We start from the raw sequence: 25,061 nt of genomic DNA, 5'->3' as shown, positions 1-25,061 counted from the left end.
GTGACCGACCCGAAATTTCCCCGCGGCTTCGCGTGGGGCGTTGCCACCAGCGCCTACCAGATCGAAGGTGCGGCCCGTGAGGACGGCCGCGGCCCGTCGATCTGGGACACGTTCTCGCACACGCCGGGCAAGACCTTCGAGGGCCACACCGGCGACGTCGCCTGCGACCACTACCACCGCTGGTCCGACGACGTCGAGCTGATCGCCGGCCTGGGCGTCGACAGCTACCGCTTCTCGATCGCGTGGCCGCGCGTGCAGCCGCTCGGCCATGGCGCCTGGAACGACAAGGGCCTGGCGTTCTACGACCGGCTGGTCGACCGGCTGCTCGAGCGCGGCATCGCGCCGCACGCGACGCTGTACCACTGGGACCTGCCGCAGGGGCTGCAGGATCTAGGTGGCTGGGGCTCGCGCGACACCGCGTACCGCTTCGCCGAGTACGCCGAGGTGATGGGCCGCCGGCTGGGCGACCGGGTGGCGAGCATCGCCACGCACAACGAGCCGTGGTGCACCGCCTTCCTCGGCAACGGCAACGGCCAGTTCGCACCGGGCTTCAAGGACCCGCAGCTGACGGTGCAGGTCGCGCACCACCTGCTGCTGTCGCACGGCCTCGCGCTGCAGGCGATGCGCGCGGCCGGCGTGAAGGCGCCGCTGGGCATCGTGCTGAACCAGTCGCCGGCGACGCCCGCCACCGGCAGCGCGACCGACATCGCACTCGCCGAGCGCGAGTACGCGACCTTCGTGCGCTGGTACATGGACCCGATCTTCCTGAAGCGCTACCCGACGGCCCCCGGTGTGCACCTGTACCCGGTCACTCATGAAAACGATTTCGACGTGATCGCGCAGAAGCTCGATTTCCTCGGCGTCAACTACTACACGCGGATCTGGGCCTCGAGCGAGGACCCGCCGCGCCCGGCGCCGAAGCTGCGTGGCGAGAGCGACATGGGCTGGGAGAACTACCCGCAGGGGTTGACCGAGCTGCTGGTGAAGATCCACGGCGACTACCCGTTGCCGCCGGTGTGGATCACCGAGAACGGCACGGCCTGCGCGGACCGGCTGGTGGAAGGCAAGGTGGCCGACCCGCAGCGCATCGACTACCTGAGCAGCCACCTGGGGGCGGTGCGCGATGCGATCGCCCAGGGCGTGGACGTGCGCGGCTTCTTCTACTGGAGCCTGCTCGACAACTACGAGTGGAACTCCGGCTACGCGAAGCGCTTCGGGCTGGTGCACGTCGACTACGCGACGCAGCAGCGCACGCTGAAGGACAGCGCCCATTGGTACCGCGAGTTCATCGCGCGGTCTCGGAGTGGGGGGTGAGATGACGGCGTTCGATCTTTCGAGCGGCAAAGGCGCATGTGCGGAGACGACAGCGGACTTCGTCGAACACGCTCCGACCGGCGGCTGCGGCTGGGGGTATGGCCGGGAGGCGATTTCTGGGGCGACGAGAAGTGCGGCATTTGGCGGTGGCGTGCGCAGCACGCTTCGTGAACTGACTCATCGCCACTGTTTGACCACAGCGAACGAAGTGAGCGGAGGGAGTTTGGCGATGCACCGCCAAATGCCGCACTTCTCGTGGAGTCGGCCCGCCAGGGCCGACCGCCCCGGCATGAGCCTCCCGGCCATACCCCCAGCCGCAGCCGACGCGCACAGCAAGACCCAATCGGAGACCTGAAGAGATGTCCACCCTGACCCTGCGCGGCGTGCGCAAGAGCTACGAGAACAATGTCGAGGTGATCCGCGGCATCGACCTCGACATCGCCGATGGCGAATTCGCCGTCTTCGTCGGCCCGTCCGGTTGCGGCAAGTCCACGCTGCTGCGCATGATCGCCGGTCTCGAAGACATCGACCAGGGCGAGATCCGCATCGGCGGCGACCTCATCAACGAGGTGCCGCCCGCCGACCGCGGCGTCGCGATGGTGTTCCAGAGCTACGCGCTCTACCCGCACATGACCGTCGCCGAGAACATGGGCTTCGCGCTCAAGCTGGCCGGGCAGTCGAAGGACGACGTGAAGAAGGCCGTCGGCCGCGCCGCCGAGATCCTGCAGATCACGCACCTGCTCGAACGCAAGCCGAAGGCGCTCTCCGGTGGCCAGCGCCAGCGCGTCGCGATCGGCCGCGCCATCGTGCGCAAGCCGCGCGTCTTCCTGTTCGACGAGCCGCTGTCCAACCTCGACGCCTCGCTGCGCGTGCAGATGCGCATCGAGCTGTCGAAGCTGCACAAGGAAATCGGCAACACGATGATCTACGTGACGCACGACCAGGTCGAGGCGATGACGCTCGGCGACCGCATCGCCGTCTTCAACGCCGGCCGCATCGAGCAGGTCGGCACGCCGATGTCGCTGTACGAGCAGCCGGCCAACCAGTTCGTCGCCGGCTTCCTCGGTTCGCCGCGGATGAACTTCATTCCCTGCGTCGCCGCTGCCGCCGGCGGTGGTGCGGTGCAACTGCGCGTCGACCAGGCCGGCACGCTCAGCCTGCCCGGTGGCCTGCCCTCCGGCGCGTCGGCGCAACTCGTGCTCGGCATCCGCCCCGAACACCTCGGCATCGGCCGCGTCGAAAACGGCCTGGCCGCCCGCGTCGACCTGCTCGAACACCTCGGTGACTCGATCATCGTGCACGCCACGCTGCGCGGCACCGCCAACACCGTCTCGCTGCGCGTGCCCGCCGACCACGAAGGCCTCGGCGCCGGCCAGGACATCGGCCTCGTGCCGCAAGCCTCGCGCGCGCTGCTGTTCAGCGACAGCGGCGCCACCCTCGCCCTCCACTAGCGATCCCCCATGCACGCCCCGCTGCAAACGCCCTCCACCGCTGTCATGAAAACGATTTCGCAGCCGCTGCCGCGCACGTTTCCGACAGACCGCCCGGTGCCGGCTGCAGCGTCGCGTCCCCCGTTTTGGCCTGCCACTCCAAGGCCAAAAGCCGCCACTTCGGCGAACGACCTTTCTTCCACCCCAACAGGAGACCAGGAGACACCATGAACAAGAAACCTCTGTTCCTCGCGATGGCGCTTGCAGGCGCCGCCGGTTCGGCCGCCGCCGGTCCGGCCATCGATTTCTCGGGCTACATGCGCGCAGGCGTCGGCCTGAACACGCGCGGCGGCAACCAGGTGTGCTACCAGCTGGCCGGCGCCGACACCAAGTGGCGCCTCGGCAATGAATGCGACTACGTCGTCGAGCCGAACATCAACGCGAAGCTCGCCGAGTTCGAGGGATCCGACTGGCACGTGCACGTGATGCCGAGCGTCTACAAGGCCTGGGATGCCGGCCAGTCGCAGCCCGACGCGCTGACCACGCGCTTCGGCCAGATCTACACCTATGGCGACCACATCAGCCAGCTGGCCAACGGCAAGGTCTGGGCCGGCCGCCGCTTCTACAACCGCCTGCAGCTCGGCATCAACGACCAGTTCCTCGAGAACAACGACGGCAACGGCGCCGGCATCGAGGACATGGAGCTGGGCTTCGGCAAGCTCAGCGTCGCGTTCATGATGGACCCGAACTACGGCGTGCCCGGTGCCGTCAACGACACCTCGGTGAAGAACAACCGCTTCACGATCCCGGTGCGCCTGACCGGCATCAAGGACATCCCGAACGGCGACCTGTCGATCTACGTGACCGGTTCGATGCAGTCGAAGACCAGCGGCGCCAACGGCCAGGAAGCCGACAAGCAGCCGAAGGGCCTCGCGGTCGGCGCCTACCAGACCATCAACGGCACGCTCGGCGGATCGACCATCTTCGGCGCCAAGTTCGACAAGCTGGGCGAGACCAAGAACAGCCGCGTGGTGATCCAGCAGACCGGCAAGTTCGGCGAGGCCACCGGCTGGGATGCGATCGCCGAGTACCGCATCAACAAGCAGATCAACAACGCGGGCGCCGACGCCGGCAACAAGTGGTTCGCGCTCGGTGCCCGCGCCGACACCTACCTCGGCGGCCCGTTCCGCGCGCTGCTCGAAGTGGGCCACGACCAGGTCAAGCCGGATGCCGGCTCGAGCCTCGCGGCCAACGCCGGCAGCACCGGCAACCTGACGATGACGAAGATCACCGGCACGCTGGCCGCTTCGGCCGGCAAGGACCCGTGGTCGCGTCCGACCGTGCGCCTGTTCGTCACCCACGCGACGTGGAACGAGGCGGCACGCCTGAACCTGGGCGGCACCACGCAGGCCGTCTTCGGCGACAAGAAGGCCGGCACGTCCGTCGGGATCCAAGGCGAGACCTGGTGGTGATCGGCCCGGGCCGCCGCCGGACGGAGAGGTTTTGCCGCGGTTGGGGGATCGTGCTTGCCCGACTCCCCCGGTGTGCGGCCCGATCACGCGGGCTCGGCGCCTCGGCGCCGTGATCCGCGGGATCCCCACGGCGGTGGGGGTCCGAAGCGAGAGCGTTGGCCCGGCCCTGTGCCGGGCCTTTTTGCGTGCGGCCGGGCTTCAGCCGGCGAGCAGCCGGCCGTCGATCGCGATGCGCAGCGTGCGCACCGTCAGCACCGCCAGCACCGCCGTCAGGAACGCGAGCAGTGCGAGCGCGATCGCCTGCAGCGGCCAGCCACCGCGCACCGCGGCGTAGTGCAGCGCCGCGTTGCTCAGCGCCGCCAGCGGGAAGCCGATCGCCCACCACGCCGGCGCGAACGGCACGTCGCGGCGGAACACCTTGGGCGCCAGCACGAGGAAGATGAAGAGCGCGAAGTAGAAGAGCATCGACGCGAAGCGGTCGACCGCGCCGGTCATCGCGGTGTACGCGAGGAAGCCGACCGCGAACGGTCCGATCAGCACCAGCAGCGACGGCACCATCGCCCCCACCAGCGGCTCGTGATGCACCAGCCGCGACAGCACCAGCACCAGCAGCAGCAGCGCGATCACCGTGCCGAGCGCCATCGCCGCCCAGTTGAGCTCGGCCGCCCACGGCATCGGCATCTGCGCGCCGGTGACCGCGATGTCCAGCGTCGCGACGCCGGGGATCACCCAGGCCGGCACCGCGAGCTTCGCGTCGACGGCGCCGCGCAGCAGGCGCGACATCACCACCCCGCTCAGCGCGAAGGCGGCCGCGGCGCCCAGCGTCCACACCGCCACGGCCACCGCGCCGCTGTACGGCTGCAGCACCGCCGACAGCAGCAGCAACGCGATCACGATGGTGGCGAAGAAGTTGCCGGCCACCGGGTGGCGGAACTCCGCAGCGACCGCGTCCGGATGCCACGCGAGCTTGGCCAGGTACGCGAGGGCCAGCACGCCGAACACGATCAACGCGAAGGCACCGATCGCCTCGCCGATCACCGGCGGCGCACCGAACTGCCCGGCCGCCTGCCGCCACGCGAGCGCGAGGCCCGACAGGCCCATCACCGAGGCGAACAGGTTGACCGGCAGGTGGCGCACGCCGGGCGGATGCTTCAGAGGAAGAGCGGGCGGGATGGCGGAAGAGAGACGTGGCGTCGACGGGCTGGACATGCGAACTCCGATGGCTGGATTTGCCGGAGCGAGAAGTTTCAGCCACACTGGCCCGAGCCGTGCCGGCGATGCCCGCCGATTCCTGCCAAACATCCGAGAGCCTCTGCCATGCGTGTCGGAATCCTCGTCTTTCCGGGCGTCCAGCTGCTGGATGTCGCCGGCCCGTCCGATGTCTTCGTCGAGGCGGCGCGCCAGCTCGGCGATCTGCGGGCCTACGAGGTGCAGCTGATCGGCACCGAGGCCGGCCTGCTGCGCTGCGGCAGCGGCCCGCGCCTGCAGCCGGACGCGACCATCGCGACCCACCGCGGGCGCTTCGACACGTTGCTGGTGGCCGGCGGCCCGGCGGTCGAATCGATCACCGCGCGCGACGACGTGCGGCGCTGGCTGCAGCGCCACGCCAAGGCGGTGCGGCGCATCGGCTCGGTGTGCAGCGGCGCCTTCGTGCTGGCGGCGGCCGGGCTGCTGCAGGGGCGGCGCGTCGCGACGCACTGGAACTCGGTCGACCGCCTCGCCGCCGAGAACCCCGGCACCACCGTCGAGCCCGATGCGATCTACGTGAAGGACGGGCCGCTCTACACCTCGGCGGGTGTCACGGCCGGCATGGACCTGGCGCTCGCGATGGTCGAGGAGGACCACGGCCGCGAACTCGCGCTGCGCGTCGCGCGCGAGCTGGTGATGTTCCTGAAGCGGCCCGGTGGCCAGAGCCAGTTCAGCGCTCACCTGGCGGCGCAGACCGCCGAGAAATCAGGCATCCGCGCGCTGCAGGAGCACGTGCTCGCGAACCTGCGCGGCGACCTGTCGGTGCCGGCGCTGGCGGCGCGGGCCGGCATGAGCGAGCGCAACTTCGCGCGCATCTTCAAGGACGAAGCCGGCATGACGCCGGCCGAGTTCGTCGAGCTCGCGCGCATCGACGAGGCGCGCCGGCGCCTCGAGGCGAGCGACCTGCCGCTGAAGCGCCTGGCCGATGCGGTCGGCTACTCGAATGCCGACGCGCTGCGGCGCGCCTTCACGCGGCGCGTGGGTGTGGCGCCGCGCGACTACCGGCGGCAGTTCACTTGACGGGGCTGGCGCAGGCGGGATCCTGCGGCGGCACGATGGTCCAGAGGATGTCGTAGGTCGACGTGGTCGAGCCGCCGGGAATGAACGGCAGCATGTGCAGCGGCGGCGTGCCGGGCGGGGCCTCGTCGGCGCTGTGGAACAGCTGCACCGAGCCGGCGTCGCGCAGGGCCGCCAGGTCGACCCACGGCGACTTCAGCGGATCGCCCGACTCCAGCACGGGCGGGTTGCTGCCTGCATACACCGACACCATGCCGCCCTCGTAGGTCGGGCCGACCACGAAGCGCAGCGGGCACGACGTGGTCTGCCGCCATGCGGCCAGCACCGTGTCGGCGAGATGCTGCGCCGGGTAGAACTGGTCGGCCCGCCCGCGGCCGGCCACCGTCGACGGATCGACCACCGAGCGCGCATAGGCTGCCATCAACGCCAGGTGGATCGCGAGCGCCAGCAGGCACAGCCGCCGCAGCGTGGCCGCACCGACGCGCTTGCGCAGCAGCCAGGCAAACCACAGGCTGATGAACTGCACGCTCTGGAAGCCCCAGTGGTCCTGCAGGCGCACGCCGAACACCAGGCACATCACGACCAGCACCGCGAGCGGGAAGCCGAGCAGCCCGAACAGCCATGCGCGCCGCACGCGCGGCGGCACGACATCCGCAGGCGCTGCGGCGACCGGCGCGGCGCGCTGCCAGGCCACCAGCGCGAGCATCGCGACCCCCACCGGCACCAGCATCCGCAGGTGCACCGCGGTGAACGACAGCAGCTTGTGGATGCGGCCCGCGGCATCGAGCTGCAGCGCGGTCGTCGACGCATAGCGCAGCGTCGAGAACTGGTGGTGGAACACCCAGGCGATGTGCGGCGCGAACAGCGCCATCGAGATCAGCACGGCCAGCGCCAGCCCGAGCCGTGCGCGGGGGGTGGCCAGCATGCCGCTCAGGCCCAGCGCCAGGATCAGCCCGGCCAGCCCGACCGCCGACTGGTACTTGGACAGCAGCGCGAGCCCCGCCAGCACGCCCAGCGCGATCCACCAGCCAAAGCCGGTGCGGGGCTCGGCAGCGCGCAGTGCGACCCAGGCCGCGGCCGCCAGGCACAGCATCATCACCGTGTTGTGGTTGAACAGCTGGCCCTTCCAGCTGAACGCGAAGTGCAGCCCCCACAGCACGATGGCCACGCCGGCCAGCCGCTCGCCGAGCAGGCGCCGCGCGACCCCGAACGTGAACACCGCGGTGCCGGCGACGCACAGCGCGKCCAGCAGGTAGGGCCACAGCGGCGAGAAGCCGAACACGCGGATCACGGCGGCCAGCATCCAGGTCGGCAGCGGCGGGTGCTTGTGGTAGCCGCCCTCGAAGCTGTGCGACCAGGTGAACTGCTCGAAGTGGTCGCCCGGCTGGCCGGGATTCAGCAGCGCCCCGAACAGCGCCCAGCCGATGCCGAACAGCAGCGCGAACGCGAGTGCCGGCGGCAGGCGGGGAGCGGCCGGCGGCCGATCGGAGACAAGGGAGGACAAGGCCATGGGAAGAGGGGAGCCGGGCTGCCGACAGGGCGCCGCAGTTTAATCCCCGCCCCCCGTACTCACCCTCTAGGCGCCGGGGCCCTGCCGCTCCTATCGTCGGTGACCGGTGCCATCGCGCCGATGCCGGAGTTGCACGTGGCCGATCCCATCCTGCCGGAACACCTCGCGCTGCACCGCCTGTACCACTGGGAGCGCAGCGCGCCGGACCGCATCTGCTTCACGCAGCCGCAGGGCGGCGGGGTGCTGCGCGAGTTCACCTGGTCGCAGGTGATGGCCGAGGTGCGGCGCATCGCCGCCCACCTGCGCGAGCGTGGCGTGCGCGACGGCGCGAAGGTGGCGCTGCTGTCGAAGAACTGCGCGCACTGGCTGATGGCCGACTGGGCGATCTGGATGGCCGGCGGTGTCTCGGTGCCGCTGTACCCGACGCTGTCGGCCGCGACGATCCGGCAGATCCTGCTGCACAGCGAGGCGCAGCTGCTGTTCGTCGGCAAGCTCGACGGCTGGGAGGCGATGAAGTCCGGCATCCCGGACGAGCTGCCGTGCATCGGCATGCCGCTCGCGCCGCCGAACGACTACCCGCAATGGGATGCGCTCGTCGCGCGCACCGCGCCGCTGGCCGGCGAGCCGGTGCGCGACGCGGCCGAGCTCGCGACCCTCATCTACACCTCCGGCACCACCGGCGTGCCCAAGGGCGTGATGCAGAGCTTCGGTGCGTTCGCGTGGTCGATCCGCACCGGGCTGAAGCGGCTGGAGGCGATCGACCCCGACACCCGCATGCTGAGCTACCTGCCGCTGGCCCACGTCGCCGAGCGGGCGCTGGTCGAGCACGGGCAACTCGCGACCGGCATGCACCTGTTCTTCGCCGAGAGCCTGGAGACCTTCGCCGGCGACCTGCAGCGCGCGCGGCCCACGGTGTTCTTTTCGGTGCCGCGGCTGTGGGTCAAGTTCCAGCAGGGCGTGCACGCGAAGATGCCGCCGGCGAAGCTGCAGCGCCTGTTGCGGATCCCGCTGGTCGGCGCGCTGGTGCGGCGCAAGATCCTGCGCGCGCTCGGGCTCGACCAGTGCCGCGTCGCCGCCTGCGGCGCCGCGCCGCTGCCGCCGGAGTTGCGCGCCTGGTACGCGGGCCTGGGCTTGCCGATCCTCGATGCCTACGGCATGACCGAGAACTGCGGCGTGTCGCACGCGACGCTGCCCGGCCGCGCGAGCCCCGGCACGGTCGGCCCGCCGTACGACGGCGTCGAGTGCCGCATCGCGCCGGCCGACGGCGAGATCCAGATGCGCAGCCCCGGGTTGATGATGGGCTACTACAAGGCGCCGGGGCTGACGCGCGAGGCGATGACCGACGACGGCTGGCTGCACACCGGCGACAAGGGCGAGATCGACGCGCAGGGCAACCTGCGCATCACCGGCCGCGTGAAGGACCTGTTCAAGACGAGCAAGGGCAAGTACGTGTCGCCGGCACCGATCGAGGACCGGCTGGTGATGCACCCGGCGGTCGAGGCCTGCTGCGTGATCGGCGCGAACCTGGGCCAGCCGATGGGCATCCTGATGCTGTCGCCGGCGGCCGCGCAGGGTGCGGGAGACCCGCTGTCGCGGCAGGAGCTGGAGGCTTCGTTCGAAGCCCACCTGCGCCATGTCAACGAGCGGCTCGATCCGCACGAACAGCTCGACTGCCTGGTCACGGTGAGCGAGCCGTGGACCGTCGACAACGGCTTCATCACGCCGACCTTCAAGGTCAAGCGCAACCGGATCGAGGAGGCGTACGGGGCGTTGTTCGAGGGCTGGTCCGCGGCCCGGCGGCCGGTGGTGTGGCATCGCGCCTGAGCCGAGCCGCCGGAGCCCACGGATTTCCCCACTAGACTGCCACCCCATGACCAAACTCGCCCTCACCTGCCTCGCGCTCGCCCTCACCGCCTGCGCCTCCGACGCCCCCCGGCAGACGCTCACGCAGGCCGGCGAGGCGATGGTCACGCCGCTGAACGACCTGAACCTGATCCGCACCGACATCCCGGCGCCGCTGCAGGCCGCGCAGAAGGCGCCGTATGCGGTGCCGGCGCCGGCCGGCTGCACGGCGCTGGTCGCCGAGGTGCAGTCGCTCGACGCGGTGCTCGGCCCCGACCTCGACACGCCGCCGTCGGCCAGCAACCCGAGCCTGATCGAGCGCGGCGCCGGCACCGCCAGCGGCATGGCGGTCGGCAACCTGCGCAGCGCCGCCGAGGGCGTGGTGCCGTTCCGCGGCTGGATCCGCAAGCTCAGCGGTGCCGAACGCTACTCGCGCGATGTCGCCGCCGCCATCGCCGCCGGCACCGTGCGCCGTGCGTTCCTGAAGGGACTGGGCGCCGCCGCGTCGTGCGAGATCCCGGCCATGCCGCGCGCTGCCAGCTGACGAGGAGCTCGCATGAGACGGCGCCTGCTGCTCGCGGCCACCGTGGCCGCGCTGTGCCTGCCCTTCGTCCACGCGGCGCACGCGGCCGACGCGCCACCGGTCGGCTACTACGGCATCGGCATCTCGGTGAAGACCGACGGCGGCATGCCGTGGAACCCGAAGCTGCAGAGCGTGACGATCTCGCGCGTCGCCCCGGCGTCGCCGGCCGCGCAGAAGGGCATCGCGGTCGGCGACCTGGTGATCGCCGCCGACGGCCTGACGATCGCCGGGCGCAAGGCCCGCGAGCTGGAGCCGGTGATGCACAAGACGGTCGGCCAGTCCTTGCGCCTCGCGCTGAAGCGGCCGGACGGCAAGGCCTACGAGGTGACGCTGGTCGCGGTCGCGAAGCCCGCCCCGGCCGCACCGGCGCGATGACGACGCTGCAGGTCAAGGTCAAGCCGAACGCGCGCCTGCGCCAGCTCGAGGCCCAGCCGGACGGCAGCTGGCTCGCCCACCTCAAATCGCCGCCGATAGATGGCAAGGCCAATCAGGAGCTGATCGCGCTGATCGCCGAACATTTCGGTTTGCGCAAATCGCAGGTGCAGATCAGGAGCGGGGCGTCCGGCCGGATGAAGCTGGTGCAGCTGGACTGATCCGGGCCGGCGTTGTTGCGCACGCTTTCCTCGATGCCGCCATGCTGACGATCACCGCTGAAGACCCCGGTTCGCCCGATGCGCGGGCGCTGGTGGACGAACTCTCCGACACGCTCGCGGCCCTCACCGGCGACCCGGGCCGGTCCTCGTTCGATCCGGACGACGTGCGCCATCCGCGGGCGCGCTTCGCCGTTGCGCGCGACGCGCAGTCGCGGCCGGTCGGCTGCGGTGCACTGCGGCCGCTGCAACCGGGCGTCGCCGAACTGAAGCGCATGTACGCCCGGCCGGGCACCCGCGGCGTCGGCTCGGCGCTGCTCGCCTTCCTGGAAGCCGAGGCGACCACGCTCGGCTACCACGCGCTGTGGCTGTCGACCCGCGTCGTCAACGAGCGGGCCGTCGGCTTCTACGAATCGCGCGGCTATGCGCGCATTCCCAACTTCGGCCACTACGCCGGACGCACGCAATCGGTGTGCCTCGCGAAGGTGCTCGATGCTTCCCAGAACAGATCCGAGACAAACCCATGACCCATCCCTACCAAGACCCGGCCCGCCCGGTCCCCGAACGCGTGGCCGACCTGCTCGCACGCATGACGCTCGACGAGAAGATCGCGCAGCTGCACGCCTTCTGGCTGGTGCTGTCCGAGGACGGCGATCACCGCCCGCGCATGGACAGCTTCACCGGCGGCAGCGACGCCGACACGGTGCGGCACGGCCTGCGCCATGGCCTGGGCCAGATCTCGCGCCCGCTCGGCAGCCACAGCGTCGACCCGGCCAGCGGCGTGCGTGCGCTGAACCGGCTGCAGAAATTCCTCGTCGAGCAGACCCGGCTCGGCATCCCGGCGCTGTCGCACGAGGAGTGCCTGGTCGGGCTGATGGGCCGCGGCGCCACGCTGTTCCCGTCGGCGCTGTCGTACGGCGCGACCTGGAACCCCGAGCTGGTCGAGCAGGTGGCGCAGGCGATCGGCCGCGAGGCGCGCAGCGTCGGCTGCCACCAGGGCCTGGCGCCGGTGCTCGACGTCTCGCGCGACGTGCGCTGGGGCCGCACCGAAGAGACCTTCGGCGAGGATCCGTACCTGGTCGGCGTGCTCGCCACGCGCTACGTGCGCGGGCTGCAGGGGCCGAAGCGCGACCTGCTCGCCACGCTGAAGCACTATGCCGGCCATTCGGCCAGCGAGGGTGCACGCAACCACGCGCCGGTGAGCCTCGGCTGGCGGGAGCTGAACGACGTGTTCCTGCTGCCGTTCGAGATGGCGGTGAAGCAGGCGAACGCCGGCTCGGTGATGCCGGCGTACCACGACATCGACGGCGAGCCGGCGCATGCCTCGCAGCACCTGCTGACCGAGGTGCTGCGCCGCCAGTGGGGCTTCGACGGGCTGGTCGTCGCCGACTACGTCGGCATCAGCCTGCTGTACCAGCACCATGGCGTGGCCGCCGACCGGGCCGAGGCGGCCGCGCAGGCGTTCAACGCCGGGCTCGACATCGAGCTGCCGGGCGACGACTGCGCGCCGCAGCTGCGCGAAGCATTGGAGCGTGGTCTCATCACGATGCAGAAGGTCGACGAGATCGTCGCCCGCGTGCTGACCGAGAAATTCCGGATCGGCCTGTTCGAGCGGCCGTATACCGAGGTGGCGGGCATCGCGCTGCAGCAGCCCGAGACCGTCGCGCTCGCGCGCGAGGTGGCGCGGCAATCGGTCGTCGTGCTGCACAACGACGGCGTGCTGCCGCTGGATGCGCGCGCCGGCCGGTGCATCGCGGTGATCGGCCCGACGGCCGACGACCCGCTGGCGCTGCTCGGCGGCTACAGCTTCCCGGTGCACCTGATCCTCAACGACCAGGCCGAAGGCGCGTCGCAGGTCGTCACGCCGCTCGCGGCCCTGAAGGCGGTGTTCGGCGACGCGAACGTGCGCTATGCCCAGGGCTGCCCGATCCTCGAGGAGCGCAGCGCCGGTGCGCCGGTGTTCCCCGGTGACGTGGCCGAGGCGGTGAACGGCGAGCGGGTCTCGCGCGTCTCGCAGCGCCGCGACGGCATCGCGGGGGCGGTGGCCTGCGCGAAGGCTGCCGATGTCGCGATCGTCTGCGTCGGCGATCTGGCGGGCCTGTTCCAGACCGGCACCGTCGGCGAGGGCTCGGACGCCGATTCGCTCGCGCTGCCCGGCGTGCAGCAGGCGCTGCTCGATGCGGTGCTCGACAGCGGCACGCCGACCGTGGTCGTGCTGACCGGCGGGCGGCCCTACACGCTCGGTGGGCGCGAGCACGAACTGGCCGCGCTGGTGATGGCCTTTGCCGGCGGCCAGGAAGGCGGCACCGCGATCGCCGAGGTGCTGAGCGGCGCGGTCGAACCGTCGGGCCGGCTGACGCTGTCGGTGCCGAAGAGCGCCGGCGCGATGCCGTACTTCTACAACCACAAGCTGAAGAGCGCCGGCACGCCGATCGCGCTGCATTTCGGCAGCCGCCATCCGTTCGGCCACGGGCTGTCGTACACGGCGTTCGCCTACGACGAGCTGCAGCTCGCGCAGCCGCAGGTCGACATCGAGCGCGGCGAGATCGAGCTGTCGTGCCGCATCACCAACACCGGCGCGCGCGCCGGCGTCGAGGTGCCGCAGCTGTACGTGCGCGATGTGCTGGCGTCGGCGGTGCGGCCGGTCAAGGAGCTGAAGGGCTTCGCCCGCGTGGCGCTCGCGCCGGGCCAGTCGGCGCGCGTGCGCTTCCACCTGCCGGTGGACATGCTGAACTTCACCGGTGCGGCCGGCGCCCGCATCGTCGAGCCCGGCGAGTTCGAGCTGCAGGTCGGTGCGTCGAGTGCCGACATCCGGCTGCGCGCGAGCGTGCAGGTCACCGGCGCGGTGCGCACGCTCGGGCGCGACTGGCGCATGGAGAGCCGTGTCACTTGTCAGATGCAAGGGTGAAGCGGACGTAGACTCGGCGGACCGTTGTTCCAGGTCTGCCATGTCCGACCCGTCGAGTCATTTCCCCGTCCTCGAGACGCAGCGGCTGCTGCTGCGCGAGACCTCGCTGGCCGATGCGCCGGTGCTGTTCGCGATCCATTCGGATGCCGATGCGATGCGCTGGTTCGGCACCGAGCCGCTGCCCGACGAGCAGGCGGCGCAGAAGGTGATCGAGGGCTGGGCGACGGCGCGCACGCTGGCCAACCCCGGCATCCGCTGGGGGATCGAGCGGCGTGACGACGGCCGGCTGATCGGCACCTGCGGGCTGTTCCGTTGGAACCGCCAGTGGYGCGCCTGCATGGTCGGCTACGAACTGGCGCGCGAGGCCTGGGGCCAGGGCTACATGCGCGAGACGCTGCTCGCGGTGCTGGGTTTCGGCTTCGCGCAGATGCAGCTCAACCGGGTCGAGGCGCAGGTGCATCCGGACAACATCGCGTCGCTGAAGCTGGTGGAGCGGCTCGGCTTCGTGCGCGAAGGCCTGCTGCGCGAGGCCGGCTGGTGGGGCGGGCAGGCGCAGGACCTGGTGCAGTTCTCGCTGCTGCGGCGCGAGCAGCGGGTGGTGGTGCTGGATCCGTAGGGCCAGGTCTGCCGTCAGGCGGGCCGAGCGCCGGCCCGCCCCAAGCCGGCCCGCGTTCCCTCGGGGGACAGCCCGGTGTACCCATCGGGCGAGGGGCTCCATGTCACCCCCTGGTGCACGCTCAGGAACAACTCCCCCTTGAACCACTGCTGCCAGCCACCCGCCCGCAGCCCGTCCATCACCGGCCCCTTCACCTCCGACAGGTCCAGCCGCATGCCGCGCGCGGCCAGCATGTCCTGCAGTGCGCGCAGCGCCTCCAGGCCGCTCAGGTCGATGCGGTTCACCGGCGCCATCTGCAGCAGCACGCGGCGCGTGTCCGGGTGGGTCGCCAGGTGCTGCGCGACCACGTCCTCCAGCTGGCGGGCGTTGGTGAACAGCAGGCTCTCGTCGATGCGCAACGCGAGCACGCCCGGCGTCAGCTCCACCTGGTAGCGGTCGATGTTGCGGTAGTGCTCGGTGCCCGGCACGCGGCCGATCAGCGCCACGTGCGGCCGCGCGGTGCGCTGCAGCAGCAGCGCGATCGATGCCGCCACGCCCAGGCCGAGCGACCAGCCGGCGCCGAACAGCAGCATCAGCGCGGCCACCGCGACCATCACCACCCACTCGCTGCGCGCGTAGTGCCAGGCCTCGCGGAACGGCCCGAGCGCCAGGCCCGACAGCACCGCCACCAGGATGGTCGCGGCCAGCACCGGCGTCGGCAGCCAGGCGAGCGGCTGCGCCAGCAGCAGCATCGCCAGCACCATCAGGATCGCGGTGAACACGCCGGCCATGCGCGTGCGGCTGCCCGCTTCCAGGCTGACGATGCTGCGCGAGAAGCTCGCGCTGACCGGCATGCCCCCCGTCAGCGCCGCCGCCATGTTGGCCGCGCCCAGGCCCGCCAGCTCGCGCCGCGGATCCACCCGCTGGCCGAGCCGGCGCGCCAGCGATTCGGCGACGACCAGGCTGCTGACGTAGGTGACCAGCGCGATCAGCAGCGCCTGCGGCAGCAGTGCCCACCACAGCGTGGCGTCGAGCAGCGGCAGCGCGAAGTTCGGCGACAGCGCCGGCAGCGCGCCGACCAGCGTCACGCCGTGCCGGTCGGCGCCGGTCAGCATCGCGGTCGCCATCGCGCCGACCAGCACCGCCAGCGGCACCAGCCGGCCGACCAGCACCGCGTGCGGCCGGCCGAAGCGCTTGGCGAGCCATGGTTGCGCATGGCGGCGCGTGAACCACAGCAGCGCGACAGCACCCAGGCCGTACGCGGCCGTCATCGGCGCCCACGGCCGCACCGCCTGCCACCAGCTGTGCAGCACCTGCACCGCATCGGCACCGCGTGCCGACGCGCCGAGCAGCACCGGCAGCTGGCTGAGCGCGATCGACAGCGTCGCGCCGGTCTCGAAGCCGTGCAGCACCGGCACGCTGAGCAGCGCGGCCAGCGCATCGAGCCGCAGCCAGGCCGCCGCCAGCAGCAGCAGCCCGACCTCGGCCGCCAGCACCAGCGCGACCGCCGGCGCCTCGACGCCGGCCGGCGCCTGGCCGATCGCCTGCGCGATCATCAGCGCGAGCACCGCGGCCGGCCCGACGCCCAGCACCGGGCTGGAGCCGAGCGCCGCGTACGCCACCAGTGGCAGCAGGCTCGCATACAGGCCGACCTGCGCCGGCAGCCCGGCGAGCAGCGCATAGGCCAGGCTTTGGGGGATCAGCAGCACGCTGATGACGAAGGCGGCGACCAGGTCGTCGCGCAGGGCCTCGCGACGGTAGGCGCGCCAATCCAGGCGCCAGGGGGTGAAACGCATGTGGCGATTGTCCGTCGAGTGCAATCCCCAAGGCAGCTGATTGCCTTCGGCGGATACCAGCCCAACACTTGCCGGGCAAGGCTGCGACCGCGGCCAGGGAGGCGACGACCATGTGGTGGCTCAACTTCAACCCGCAGTTCAACTGGCCGTTCAGCGGCTCGGTCGTGCAGGACATCCACCCCTCGCTGCTGGCCCGTGCCGGCAACGACGAGACCGAGCTGCGCGTGCTGCGCGAGGTGGCGTCGTACGGCAGGCAGATCGGCGTGCTCAGCGACCTGGTGCTGGGCCTCGCGAAGCGGCTGCCGGCCGGTGAGCTCGACGACGACGCCCGCCATGCGCTCGCACAGCTGGAGGAGATGGGCGCGCGGATCGCGCGCATCAAGCAGGGCCAACGCTGAGCTTCCCGGCGTAAAGTCGCGGGCTGCTCCAGGTGAACAGCCCCGTCCATGCGCTCCACAGTTGCCAACCCCGTCGCCACCCGACCCACCCGCCCCGCCATCAGCTGCGTGATGCCGGCCTACAACGAGGCCGCCAACCTGCCGGTGCTGCTGCCGCAACTGAGCGCGCACCTGGCCGGGCTGACCGACCGCTGGGAGGTCGTCATCGTCGACGACGGCAGCACCGACGGCACCGCGCTCGCGGTCGCGCCCTTCCTCACGACGCCCGGCGTGCGCTACGTGCGGCTGTCGCGCAACTTCGGCAAGGAGCAGGCGCTGACCGCCGGCATCGACCTGGCGCGCGGCGAGGTCGTCGTGCTGATGGATTCCGACCTGCAGCACCCGGTCGACCTGATCGACCGCATGGTGCAGGCCTGGGTCGGCGGGGCCGACATGGTGTGCGCCGCGCGCGCCTCGCGCGCCGACGAGACCTGGGCCAAGCGGCTGGGCACCTGGGCCTTCTACCGGCTCGTCAACACCAAGCACTCGGTGCACATCCCGGTCGATGCCGGCGATTTCCGGCTGATGGACCGGCGCGTGGTCGATGCGCTGAAGGCGCTGCCCGAGCGCAACCGCTTCATGAAGGGGCTGTACGCGTGGGTCGGCTTCCGCACCGAGATCATCGACTACACGCCGGCCGAGCGGCATGCCGGCACCAGCAGCTTCTCGATGCGCAGCCTGGTGCGGCTCGCGCTGACCGGCGTCACCGCGTTCTCGAACGTGCCGCTGCGGCTGTGGAGCGCGCTCGGCGCGCTGATCGCGTTCGGCGGCATGGGCTTCGGGCTGCTCGTGATCGCGCAGCACTTCATCTATGGCCATGATGTGCCGGGCTGGGCCACGCTGGTGTGCAGCCTGATGTTCTTCAGCGGCGTGCAGCTGCTGTCGATCGGCATCCTCGGCGAATACGTCGGCCGCATCTTCGACGAGGTCAAGCGCCGCCCGATCTACCTGGTGGCGAGCGAGGCCGGCCAGGGCCTGGCGGAGCCGGAATCCCGATGACGGGCGCGCCGCGCACCCTCGGCCTGTGTGCCGATGACTTCGGGCTGTGGCCGTCGGTCTCGCGCGGCATCGCGCGGCTGGCGCATGCGCAGCGCCTGACCGTGGTGTCGTGCATCACGACCGGCGATGCGTGGCGGGCCAGCGCGCCGTTGCTGGCCGACCTGCCCGACAGCGTCGAGTGCGGCCTGCACTTCAACCTGACCGAGGGGCTGCCGCTGAGCGCCGAGCTGGCGCGCGTGTGGCCGGTGCTGCCGCCGCTGCCGACGCTGATCGCACAGGCCCACCTGCGCCGGCTGCCGGTCGACGCGCTGCGGGCCGAATGGCAGGCGCAACTGGCCGCGTTCACCGAAGCGACCGGCCGCGTGCCGCAGACCATCGACGGCCACCAGCATGTGCACCATCTGCCGCAGGTGCGAGAGGTGCTGCTGCACGGCATCGGGCAGCTGCTGCCGGCACCGGCGGTGCGCGACACCGGCGTGCTGCCCGGGCCGGGCTTCGGCCTGAAGCGCCAGCTGATCGCCGGTACCGGCGGGCGCTGGCTGCACCGCGAGCTGCTGCGCCGCGGCTGGCTGCACAACCCGGCGCTGCTCGGCGTCTACGACTTCGTCGACACCGATTACCGCGGGTGGATGCAGCGCTGGCTGCGCGCGTTGCCTGCGTCGGGCGGGCTGGTGTTCTGCCACCCGGGCGAGATCGATGCGCAGTCGGCCGGCGATGCGATCGCCGCGGCGCGGCAGCGCGAGCTGGCCTACCTGGAAAGCGGGGCGTTCGCCGACGACCTGGCGGCGGCGAACGTCAAGCTCGGGCGGGTGTGGCAGCGCGGCGCTACGAAAACGTCCAGCGCCGGTTGATCAGGAAGGTCAGCACCAGGCCGGTCAGGGTCGCGACGACCTGCGCCAGCAGGTAGTGCCAGCCGAGCGCGACGCCGCCCGCGACGATCGCCATGCCGACCAATGCACCGATCAGGGCCGTGCCCTGGAACTTGAGCCAGGCCGGGCCGAGCGGCCCGCGGTGGTCGAAGGTGAAGCGCCGGTTGCCGAAGAACGCGACCTGCGCGCCGAGCGCCGCGCCGAGGCCCGAGGCGATCCAGGCCGGCACCTGCACGCCCTCGACCAGCGCAGCCAGCAGCGCATAGTGCGCCGCGGTCGCGAGCACGCCCACCAGGCCGTAGCGAAAGAAGCGGTGCAGCAGATCGGTCAGCGAGGCGGCCATGGCCGCGCATTAAACCCCACCCCCGACCTCAGTCGACTTTCGCGCCCGACACCTTCACCACCTGCGCCCACTTCTTCGTCTCGGCCGCGATGTAGGCCGCGAACTCCGCCGGCGGCATGCCGCTCGGGATCGCGCCCTGCGCCAGCAGCCGCTCCTTCAGCGCCGGCGTGCCGAGCGCCTTGGCACTTTCCTGCTGCACCCGGTTGACGATCTCCGCCGGCGTGCCGGCCGGCGCCAGCAGCCCGAACCACGAGCTCGCATCGAAGCCTTTCACCGGCCCGGCCTCGGCGACCGTCGGCACGTCGGGCAAGGCGGCGCTGCGCTGCGCGCTGGTGACGGCCAGCGCCTTCAGCTTGCCGGCCTTGATCTGCGGCATCGCCGACGGCAGGTTGTCGAACATCAGGTCCATCGTGCCGCCGATCAGGTCGAGCAGCGCCGGCCCCGAGCCGCGGTACGGGAAGTGCAGCATGAAGGTGCCGGTCATGCTCTTGAACAGCTCGCCGCTCAGGTGGATCGAGGTGCCGTTGCCGCTGGACGCCATGTTCAGCTTGCCCGGGTGGGCCTTCGCATAGCGGATCAGGTCGGCCACGCTGTTGATCCCCGCGGCCTCGGCCTTGGCCGGATTCACCACCAGCACGTTCGGCACGCCGGCCACCAGCGTGACCGGTGCGAAATCCTTGATCGGGTCGAACGGCAGCTTCGGGTACAGCGACTGGTTGATGCCGTGCGTGCCGACCGTGCCCATCAGCAGCGTGTAGCCGTCCGGCGGCGACTTCGCCACCTGCTCGGCGCCGACGTTGCCGCCGGCCCCCGGCTTGTTGTCGACGATGAACTGCTGGCCGAACGCCCGGCTCAGCTCGGGCGCGAGCGCACGCGCCAGGATGTCGGTGGTGCCGCCCGGCGCGAACGGCACGACGATGCGCACCGGCTTGGTGGGCCAGGCGCCCTGGGCGCGCAGGGGGGAGGCAAGGACTGCGGTGGCGGCCGCCGCTGCGGTGGCGAGCACCTGGCGGCGTGTCGGACAGGTCATGGGAACTCCGGTCTTCTCGAGGGATGGGCCCAGTGTGCGGCAGCGCAACGCCGCCCCGTACCCGCGCTCGCCCTACTTCTCACCACCCGGGCGCTGTGCCACGATCCACCTGCCTGCAGCACGCTCTCGTGCCCACCGGAACCCGACGACCGTGCCCCCACCGTTCCCGCCTGCCGACGACCTCGGCGCGATCATCGCCCGGGTCCAGTCCCGCTACATCCGCGCCGCGCCGCCGCGCGAGATGCTGGCGCCGCTGCTGACCGACCTGCTCGAGAGCACCGCCTGCGAGTACGGCTTCATCGCCGAGGTGCTGCACGACGGCGACGGCGCGCCCTACCTGCGCTTCTACGTGCTGACCGACATCTCGTGGGACGACGCGACGCGCGCGCTGTACGAGCGCCACATGCACGGCGGCCCGGAGCACACGATCGAGTTCCACAACATGCGCACGCTGTTCGGCGCCGCCGTGCTGAGCGGTGCGCCGGTCATCAGCAACGACCCCGAGGTCGACCCGCGGCGCGGCGGCCTGCCGCCCGGCCATCCGGCGATGCGCTCGTTCCTCGGCGTGCCGCTGTTCCACGGCGGCGAGATGCTCGGCATGGTCGGCCTCGCGAACCGGCCGGGCGGCTTCGACCAGGCCCTGGTCGACCGGCTGCAACCGCTCTTCACCAGCGTCGGTGCGATCCTCGGCGCGGTCCGCAACGACCGCGAGCGGCGCGAGGCCGAGAATGCGCTGCGCGCGAGCGAGACCCAGCTGCGCGCGGTGCTCGAGATGGCCGGCTCCGGCATCGTGCAGATCGGGCTCGACGGCTTCCCGCTGTTCCTGAACCAGCAGCTGTGCGACATGCTCGGGCGCAGCCGCGCCGAGCTGCTCGCGCTCAGCACCGAGGACGTGACCCACCCCGACGACCTGGCGGGCGAGCGGCGCCGGCGGCGCCAGCTGCTGGCCGGCGAGATCCCGCGCTACCGCGCCGACAAGCGCTACCTGCATGCCGACGGCCGCATCGTCTGGGCCACCATCAACGTCACGCTGGTGCGCAAGCCCGACGGCCATCCCGACTACCTGATCGCGGTGGTGCAGGACATCACCGAGCGCAAGCAGGCCGAGTCCGAGCTGCGGGCGAGCCGCCAGCGCTTCGTCGACCTGCTGAACTCGGTCGACGGCATCTTCTGGGAGGGCGACCCGCGCACCGAGAACTTCACCTTCGTCAGCGACAAGGCCAAGCAGCTGCTCGGCTACCCGCAGGCCGACTGGATGCAGCCGCGCTTCTGGATCCTGCACGTGCACCCTGACGATCGCGAGCGCGCGCTGCGCGAGGTCGCCGATTCGCAGCTCACCGGCTCGGTCAGCGCGATCGAGTACCGCTTCTACGCGGCCGACCGCAGCGTGCGCTGGATGAGCAGCTGGGTCACGGTGTTCCGCCCCGAGGGCGGCCAGCGGCTGCTGCGCGGGCTGATGATCGACATCACCGAGCGCAAGCGCATCGAGGAGGCGGTGCTCGCGGCCGAATCGGCGCAGCGCGCGAACGCCGCGAAGACCGAGTTCCTGTCGCGCATGAGCCACGAGCTGCGCACGCCGCTGAACGCGGTGCTCGGCTTCGCGCAGCTGCTGGAGCTGGACAGCCAGCAGCCGCTGAACGCGGCGCAGCAGATGCGGGTGCAGCACATCACGCAGGCCGGCACCCACCTGCTCGCGATGATCAACGATGTGCTCGACCTGTCGCGCATCGAGAGCGGTGGCGTCGCGCTGGTGTCGGGCAGCGTCGCGCTGCGGCGCGTCGTTGACGAGGCGCTCGCGATGGTCGCGCCGGCTGCGGCCGAGGCCGGCGTGCAGCTGCTGATCGAGCGTGCATCGCCGCAGGCGGCCGACCCGCGCATCTGCGTGCAGGCCGACCACCTGCGGCTGCGCCAGGTGCTGGTGAACCTGCTGAGCAATGCGATCAAGTACAACCGCCGCGGCGGCCAGGTGCTGCTGAGCTGGCCGGTCGACGCGGGCGTGGGGTTGGTGCACCTGCAGGTGCGCGACACCGGCGAGGGGCTGACGGCGGCGCAGATCGCGCACCTGTTCGAGCCGTTCAACCGGCTCGGCGCCGAGCGCAGCGGTGTCGAAGGCACCGGCATCGGCCTGGTGATCACGCAGCGCCTGGTACAGCTGATGAACGGCCGGCTGTCGGTCGAGAGCGAGCCGGGCGTCGGCAGCGTCTTCACCGCGAGCCTGCCGTGGGTGCCGATGGCGGCGTCGGACCCGGGCTTCGCGCCCACCGAGGTGTCCGTCGACATTCCGGCGGCGCCCTGGACGGTGCTGTACGCCGAGGACAACCCGATGAACGTCGAGCTGGTGCGCCAGGTGATGAAGATGCGGCCCGACTGGCGGCTGCTGGTGGCGGCCAACGGGCGCCAGGCGGTCGAGATGGCGCTGCAGCAGCGCCCCGACCTGCTGCTGCTCGACATGCACCTGGGCGACATGAGTGGCGTCGAGGTGTCGCGCGCGCTGGAGGCGGCGCTCGGCTGCCCGCGCATCGCGCTGTCGGCCGACGCGACGCCGGAGCAGTCGCAGGTGGCGCGCGCGGCGGGCTTCGCGGCCTACCTGACCAAGCCGGTGAACGTGGCGCAGCTGCTGCGCTGCCTGGACGAGCAGCAAGCGGGGCGGGCGCCATAAGGTTTGCGCATTGATGTTTGCGCAAAGGCGCGTGGGGGAGACCGTGGCGCGCCGGCCGGTTCGGTCATCGCCCCAGGGGGCGATGACTTCCCTCCGCTGACTGGTTTTGCGGCCCGTCGCCCAAACTCCCGCCACTCACTTCGTTCGTTGTGGTCAAACAGTGGGCGACAGTCAGTTCACGAAGCGTGCTGCGCACGCGGGCCGCAAAACCAGCCAGCTCCGGCGACCCGTCCTGATTGGCGCTCCACGGTCTCCCCCACGCGCCTTTGTGCCACCGCCCTGCTCCTTCGGCTGTGACAAGCGAACAAATGGGGTTTGATGCCCGGGCTGTCGCCCGGGCCCGGTTCCGCATCTGCGATCAATCGTCCCTCCATGCCGACACCCTCACCCGCTGCGTCTGGCGGCACTTTTCAAGCGGCACTCGTTGCCCGGGTGACAACCCGGACTCAACCTTCATTTGTTCGCTTGTCACCTCCCGAAGGGGGACGGTGCTGCCACAAAGGCATGTGGGGGAGGCTGTGGAGCGCCAATAGGGACGGGGCGCCGGAGCTGGCTGGTTTCATGGCCCGCGTGCGCAGCACGCTTCGTGCACTGACTGTCGTCGACTGTTTGACCACAACGAACGAAGTGAGTGGAGGGAGTTTSGRCGACGGGCCATGAAACCAGTCAGCGGCGGGGAGTCATTGCCCCCAGGGCAATGACCGCACCGGCCGGCGAGCCACAGCCTCCCCCACATGCCTTTGCCGCGCCAATGCAAAAACTACGAGAACAGATCCGGCTGAGGCCCCGCCTGCTCATGCAGCCGCACCCTGCCGTCGCGCCAGGCGCTGTCGAAGTCGTTCTCGATCGCCTTCAGCTCGTCCGGCGAGCGCAGCTGCGCGCCCACCACGCCGATCGCGCGGTTGCGGCCCTGGCCCTTCGCGGTGTAGAGCGCCATGTCGGCCAGGTTGACCGCCTGTTCCCACGGCACCGGCAGCTCGTCGGGCGGCAGCGGAAAGCGCACGTAGCCGATCGATGCGGTGACGCGCAGCACGTCGTCGGGGCCGCCGTCCGTGCCGCTGGCGATCGGCTCGCGCCCGATCTGCTCCAGCACGCGCGCCGCGAGCTGCTCGGCCTGCTCGGCACTGACCTCGGGCGCGAGGATCAGGAACTCCTCGCCGCCCCAGCGCACCACCAGGTCGCGCTCGCGCACGCAGCCGGCCAGCCGCCGCCCCACCTCCACCAGCACGGCGTCGCCCACCGAATGCCCGTGGCCGTCGTTCACATGCTTGAAGTGATCGATGTCGACCAGCAGCAGCGCGCCTTCGATGCCCTGCGTGCCGTTGCGCGCCATCGCGGCCTGGAACTGGCGGCGGTTGGCCAGGCCCGTCAGCGGGTCGCGTTCGCTCTGCAGCCGCAGGTTGGCATGGCTCGCCTGCAGCCGGCGGTTGATCTCGCGCACCCGCAGGTACAGCAGCGCGGCGACACCTACCGACAGCGCCAGCACCGCCGCCATCAGCGCCCACACCCGCTGCTGCAGCTCCCGGTTCGCGAGTGCCGCGGTCTTCAGCGCGTTGTCGCGACTCACCAGTTCGATCTCGCGCTGCTTGCTCTCGGTGTCGTAGCGCTGCTGCACATCCTTCAGCGCCGCGGCGCGGTTGGCCTTCATCACCTCGGCACTCAGCTTGCGCTCGCGGTGGAACAGCTCCAGCGCGCCGCGCGCATCGCCGGCCGCCGCCAGCGCCTCGCCGAACTCGCGCAGCGACTGCGCCTCGCTGCCCGGCGCGCCGTTGCGCTGCCACAGCTCCACCAGCCGGGCGAGGTCGAGCCGGCCTTCGTTGAGGCGGCCGAGGCCGATCTTCGCGAGCCCGGCGTTGTTGATCAGCACCCGCTCGGCACGCAGATCGCCATGGCGGCGCACCACCGGCAGCGCGGCCTCGGCCGCACGCAGCGCATCGGCCGGGCGGTCCTGGCGCGCATACAGGTCGCTGAGGTTCGCGTTGACCAGCGACTCCAGCCGCGGCGAATCGGCCCGCGCGGCGATCGGCAACGCCTCCTCGGCCAGCCGCAGCGACTGCTGGTGCTCGCCGCGCAGGTCGGCCAGGCGCGCCTCGTGCAGCCGCAGCCGCACATCGACGTCGGGGTCGTCGAGCGGCGCCGCCACGCGCTGCGCCTGCTGCAGCGTGCGCACCGCGCCGGGCATGTCGCCCTGGCGCGCGATGTCGAGCGCGAGCAGCCCCAGCACCAGCGCCTGGCGGTAGCCGTCGTGCTGCGCCTCGGCCAGCTGCGCGGCGGTGCGCAGGTGGCGCGCGCCCTCGGCCCACAGCGCGCGGCTCTGCGCATGGCGCTCCAGCACCTGCAGCGCGCGCCACGCGGCGCGGTAGTCGCAGCCGGGCGCGGTGGCCGCCGGCGCACCATCGGGCCCCGGGCAGCCCTGCTG

At 71.3% G+C, this 25,061-nt stretch carries 21 protein-coding genes; 15 read left to right on the top strand and 6 right to left on the bottom strand.

Annotated elements, in window-relative coordinates; genetic code table 11:
• From AC1D15_RS00445 to AC1D15_RS00435, 3 genes are all read left to right on the top strand, one after another.
• Positions 1-1,314, top strand: a complete 1,314-nt coding sequence (locus AC1D15_RS00445; RefSeq protein ID WP_477824495.1) for a GH1 family beta-glucosidase — start codon at positions 1-3, stop codon at positions 1,312-1,314.
• Between the two features lie 359 nt (positions 1,315-1,673).
• Positions 1,674-2,765 carry an ABC transporter ATP-binding protein gene (locus AC1D15_RS00440; RefSeq protein WP_477824494.1) on the top strand — a complete coding sequence of 364 codons (1,092 nt, stop codon included), beginning with the start codon at positions 1,674-1,676 and terminating at the stop codon, positions 2,763-2,765.
• A 206-nt stretch (positions 2,766-2,971) separates the two neighbouring features.
• Positions 2,972-4,216, top strand: a complete 1,245-nt coding sequence (locus AC1D15_RS00435) for a carbohydrate porin (protein ID WP_477824493.1) — start codon at positions 2,972-2,974, stop codon at positions 4,214-4,216.
• Between the two features lie 198 nt (positions 4,217-4,414).
• Here the strand turns inward: AC1D15_RS00435 and AC1D15_RS00430 are convergent, their stop codons facing one another.
• Complete coding sequence (locus tag AC1D15_RS00430) at positions 4,415-5,425, bottom strand: SLAC1 anion channel family protein (RefSeq protein WP_477824492.1); 1,011 nt, start codon at positions 5,423-5,425, stop codon at positions 4,415-4,417.
• Between the two features lie 108 nt (positions 5,426-5,533).
• On the opposite strand from AC1D15_RS00430, the gene AC1D15_RS00425 reads away from it, so the two are divergent.
• Entirely contained in the window at positions 5,534-6,484 is a 951-nt protein-coding gene (locus AC1D15_RS00425) for a GlxA family transcriptional regulator (protein WP_477824491.1), read from the top strand.
• On the opposite strand, the gene AC1D15_RS00420 is transcribed toward AC1D15_RS00425, so the two are convergent.
• The gene (locus tag AC1D15_RS00420; protein ID WP_477824490.1) at positions 6,477-7,991 is read right to left on the bottom strand and encodes a glycosyltransferase family 39 protein; all 1,515 of its coding nucleotides are present in this window, start codon (positions 7,989-7,991) and stop codon (positions 6,477-6,479) included. The genes AC1D15_RS00425 and AC1D15_RS00420 overlap by 8 nt on opposite strands.
• Before the next feature lie 120 nt (positions 7,992-8,111).
• On the opposite strand from AC1D15_RS00420, the gene AC1D15_RS00415 reads away from it, so the two are divergent.
• Genes AC1D15_RS00415 through AC1D15_RS00385 form a run of 7 tightly spaced genes read left to right on the top strand, consistent with a single transcriptional unit; the run spans position 8,112 to position 14,530 of the window.
• Entirely contained in the window at positions 8,112-9,815 is a 1,704-nt protein-coding gene (locus AC1D15_RS00415) for an AMP-binding protein (RefSeq protein WP_477824520.1), read from the top strand.
• 46 nt (positions 9,816-9,861) lie between these two features.
• Positions 9,862-10,377 carry a hypothetical protein gene (locus tag AC1D15_RS00410; RefSeq protein ID WP_477824489.1) on the top strand — a complete coding sequence of 172 codons (516 nt, stop codon included), beginning with the start codon at positions 9,862-9,864 and terminating at the stop codon, positions 10,375-10,377.
• Positions 10,378-10,389: 12 nt separating this feature from the next.
• Positions 10,390-10,791 carry a PDZ domain-containing protein gene (locus AC1D15_RS00405; protein WP_477824488.1) on the top strand — a complete coding sequence of 134 codons (402 nt, stop codon included), beginning with the start codon at positions 10,390-10,392 and terminating at the stop codon, positions 10,789-10,791.
• A complete protein-coding gene (locus AC1D15_RS00400) occupies positions 10,788-11,009 on the top strand; it encodes a DUF167 domain-containing protein (RefSeq protein ID WP_047504012.1) in 222 nt (73 codons plus the stop codon). Before AC1D15_RS00405 ends, AC1D15_RS00400 begins: the two co-directional genes overlap by 4 nt.
• A gap of 41 nt (positions 11,010-11,050) precedes the next feature.
• On the top strand, positions 11,051-11,533 hold the full coding sequence (locus tag AC1D15_RS00395) for a GNAT family N-acetyltransferase (RefSeq protein WP_465110186.1): 483 nt from the start codon (positions 11,051-11,053) through the stop codon (positions 11,531-11,533).
• Positions 11,530-13,914, top strand: a complete 2,385-nt coding sequence (locus tag AC1D15_RS00390) for a glycoside hydrolase family 3 N-terminal domain-containing protein (RefSeq protein ID WP_477824487.1) — start codon at positions 11,530-11,532, stop codon at positions 13,912-13,914. Before AC1D15_RS00395 ends, AC1D15_RS00390 begins: the two co-directional genes overlap by 4 nt.
• 40 nt (positions 13,915-13,954) lie before the next feature.
• The gene (locus AC1D15_RS00385) at positions 13,955-14,530 is read left to right on the top strand and encodes a GNAT family N-acetyltransferase (RefSeq protein WP_477824486.1); all 576 of its coding nucleotides are present in this window, start codon (positions 13,955-13,957) and stop codon (positions 14,528-14,530) included.
• Between the two features lie 14 nt (positions 14,531-14,544).
• Here AC1D15_RS00385 and AC1D15_RS00380 read toward each other — a convergent pair whose 3' ends face one another.
• A complete protein-coding gene (locus AC1D15_RS00380; protein ID WP_477824485.1) occupies positions 14,545-16,305 on the bottom strand; it encodes a SulP family inorganic anion transporter in 1,761 nt (586 codons plus the stop codon).
• A 110-nt stretch (positions 16,306-16,415) separates the two neighbouring features.
• On the opposite strand from AC1D15_RS00380, the gene AC1D15_RS00375 reads away from it, so the two are divergent.
• Genes AC1D15_RS00375 through AC1D15_RS00365 form a run of 3 tightly spaced genes read left to right on the top strand, consistent with a single transcriptional unit; the run spans position 16,416 to position 18,592 of the window.
• Positions 16,416-16,703, top strand: a complete 288-nt coding sequence (locus tag AC1D15_RS00375) for a hypothetical protein (protein ID WP_156154786.1) — start codon at positions 16,416-16,418, stop codon at positions 16,701-16,703.
• A 48-nt stretch (positions 16,704-16,751) separates the two neighbouring features.
• On the top strand, positions 16,752-17,741 hold the full coding sequence (locus AC1D15_RS00370; RefSeq protein ID WP_477824484.1) for a glycosyltransferase family 2 protein: 990 nt from the start codon (positions 16,752-16,754) through the stop codon (positions 17,739-17,741).
• Positions 17,738-18,592: a ChbG/HpnK family deacetylase gene (locus AC1D15_RS00365; RefSeq protein WP_465110192.1), complete on the top strand. Its 855-nt coding sequence runs from the start codon at positions 17,738-17,740 to the stop codon at positions 18,590-18,592. Before AC1D15_RS00370 ends, AC1D15_RS00365 begins: the two co-directional genes overlap by 4 nt.
• On the opposite strand, the gene AC1D15_RS00360 is transcribed toward AC1D15_RS00365, so the two are convergent.
• A complete protein-coding gene (locus AC1D15_RS00360; protein WP_477824483.1) occupies positions 18,567-18,953 on the bottom strand; it encodes a GtrA family protein in 387 nt (128 codons plus the stop codon). The two genes, AC1D15_RS00365 and AC1D15_RS00360, sit on opposite strands and share 26 nt — an antisense overlap.
• A 28-nt stretch (positions 18,954-18,981) precedes the next feature.
• Positions 18,982-19,983 carry a Bug family tripartite tricarboxylate transporter substrate binding protein gene (locus AC1D15_RS00355; RefSeq protein ID WP_047504034.1) on the bottom strand — a complete coding sequence of 334 codons (1,002 nt, stop codon included), beginning with the start codon at positions 19,981-19,983 and terminating at the stop codon, positions 18,982-18,984.
• A gap of 151 nt (positions 19,984-20,134) precedes the next feature.
• Here AC1D15_RS00355 and AC1D15_RS00350 point away from each other — a divergent pair, with 151 nt between their 5' ends.
• Entirely contained in the window at positions 20,135-22,642 is a 2,508-nt protein-coding gene (locus AC1D15_RS00350) for a PAS domain S-box protein (RefSeq protein ID WP_477824482.1), read from the top strand.
• A gap of 760 nt (positions 22,643-23,402) precedes the next feature.
• On the opposite strand, the gene AC1D15_RS00345 is transcribed toward AC1D15_RS00350, so the two are convergent.
• The coding region (locus AC1D15_RS00345) for a GGDEF domain-containing protein (protein ID WP_477824481.1) at positions 23,403-25,061 on the bottom strand (1,659 nt) is incomplete at its 5' end.

It is taken from the genome of Rhizobacter sp. P2_H2 (assembly GCF_056403375.1).
This window is presented reverse-complemented; position numbering and strand designations above follow the sequence as displayed.

Coding starts and splice junctions, on each gene's coding strand:
- AC1D15_RS00440 (WP_477824494.1), top strand. CDS start 1,674: ATGTCCACCCTGACCCTGCGCGGCGTGCGCAAGAGCTACGAGAACAAT.
- AC1D15_RS00435 (WP_477824493.1), top strand. CDS start 2,972: ATGAACAAGAAACCTCTGTTCCTCGCGATGGCGCTTGCAGGCGCCGCC.
- AC1D15_RS00430 (WP_477824492.1), bottom strand. CDS start 5,425: ATGTCCAGCCCGTCGACGCCACGTCTCTCTTCCGCCATCCCGCCCGCT.
- AC1D15_RS00425 (WP_477824491.1), top strand. CDS start 5,534: ATGCGTGTCGGAATCCTCGTCTTTCCGGGCGTCCAGCTGCTGGATGTC.
- AC1D15_RS00415 (WP_477824520.1), top strand. CDS start 8,112: ATGCCGGAGTTGCACGTGGCCGATCCCATCCTGCCGGAACACCTCGCG.
- AC1D15_RS00410 (WP_477824489.1), top strand. CDS start 9,862: ATGACCAAACTCGCCCTCACCTGCCTCGCGCTCGCCCTCACCGCCTGC.
- AC1D15_RS00405 (WP_477824488.1), top strand. CDS start 10,390: ATGAGACGGCGCCTGCTGCTCGCGGCCACCGTGGCCGCGCTGTGCCTG.
- AC1D15_RS00400 (WP_047504012.1), top strand. CDS start 10,788: ATGACGACGCTGCAGGTCAAGGTCAAGCCGAACGCGCGCCTGCGCCAG.
- AC1D15_RS00395 (WP_465110186.1), top strand. CDS start 11,051: ATGCTGACGATCACCGCTGAAGACCCCGGTTCGCCCGATGCGCGGGCG.
- AC1D15_RS00390 (WP_477824487.1), top strand. CDS start 11,530: ATGACCCATCCCTACCAAGACCCGGCCCGCCCGGTCCCCGAACGCGTG.
- AC1D15_RS00380 (WP_477824485.1), bottom strand. CDS start 16,305: ATGCGTTTCACCCCCTGGCGCCTGGATTGGCGCGCCTACCGTCGCGAG.
- AC1D15_RS00375 (WP_156154786.1), top strand. CDS start 16,416: ATGTGGTGGCTCAACTTCAACCCGCAGTTCAACTGGCCGTTCAGCGGC.
- AC1D15_RS00370 (WP_477824484.1), top strand. CDS start 16,752: ATGCGCTCCACAGTTGCCAACCCCGTCGCCACCCGACCCACCCGCCCC.
- AC1D15_RS00365 (WP_465110192.1), top strand. CDS start 17,738: ATGACGGGCGCGCCGCGCACCCTCGGCCTGTGTGCCGATGACTTCGGG.
- AC1D15_RS00360 (WP_477824483.1), bottom strand. CDS start 18,953: ATGGCCGCCTCGCTGACCGATCTGCTGCACCGCTTCTTTCGCTACGGC.
- AC1D15_RS00355 (WP_047504034.1), bottom strand. CDS start 19,983: ATGACCTGTCCGACACGCCGCCAGGTGCTCGCCACCGCAGCGGCGGCC.